This is a genomic window from Azoarcus taiwanensis (assembly GCF_012910885.1).
In the GTDB taxonomy this organism is placed as follows: Bacteria; Pseudomonadota; Gammaproteobacteria; order Burkholderiales; family Rhodocyclaceae; genus Azoarcus_F; species Azoarcus_F taiwanensis.
The window spans coordinates 1-770 of the sequence record NZ_WTVM01000283.1 but is presented as its reverse complement, the minus strand read 5'-3'; the positions used below and the strand labels follow the sequence as shown (position 1 = coordinate 770).

Sequence of the window (770 nt, the reverse complement as noted above, 5' to 3'; positions counted from 1 at the left end):
TGAGCCACTGGCGCATCGAACCATCGAAGAACCAGAACTCGACCCAGGGGCTCAGGCTCACCGTGACCCAACCAAGCACGATGATGACCGGTACCAGCATCGCGGCTTCCCAGCCCGCTGAAACCGAGTTGCGGATGTTTGCCGGCATCCGGCTCCAGAGGTAACCCCAGACCAGAACCCCGGCCGGAATCAGTACCGCACCGATCACGAGGATCGGCAGGTTGTTCTCGATGTAGGGCGCCAGCCAGATACCGGCCAGGAAGCCCAGAATCACGGTCGGCAGCGCTTCCATCAGCTCGATGGACGGTTTGACGATCTTGCGCATCGGGGTGGACATGAAGTACGCAGTGTAGATCGCACCCATGATTGCCAGCGGCGTCGCAAGCAGCATCGCGAAGAAGGCCGCCTTGAGGGTGCCGATGGACAGCGGCACCAGGCTCAGCTTGGACTCGAACGCGTCGTCGGCCGACGAGGATTGCCAGATGAAGGCAGGCGCATCGCGTCCTTCGTACCACACCTTGCCCCACAATCCACTCAGCGAAGTCTGGGGATGCGGGTTGTCGATTGCCAGCACCGTGAGCGCTTCAGCATCGACCGTTTCGACCAGCGCCACGCGGTTGATGGGAGAAATCGCCAGCCGGTTTATCGGCGTATCCGCCACACTCAAGAACTTGAGACTGACCGACGAGGTGGCATAGTGGATGCCCACTGTGCCGCTGGCGTCCCCCGCAATAAAACCCTTGCGACTGTGCTCCGGCCCGATGAAGGTA

General features: G+C 61.3%; 1 pseudogene. It reads right to left on the bottom strand.

Going from position 1 to position 770, the window contains the following annotated elements:
• A pseudogene (locus GPA21_RS20325) lies at window positions 1-770 on the bottom strand (hypothetical protein); the annotation flags it as partial.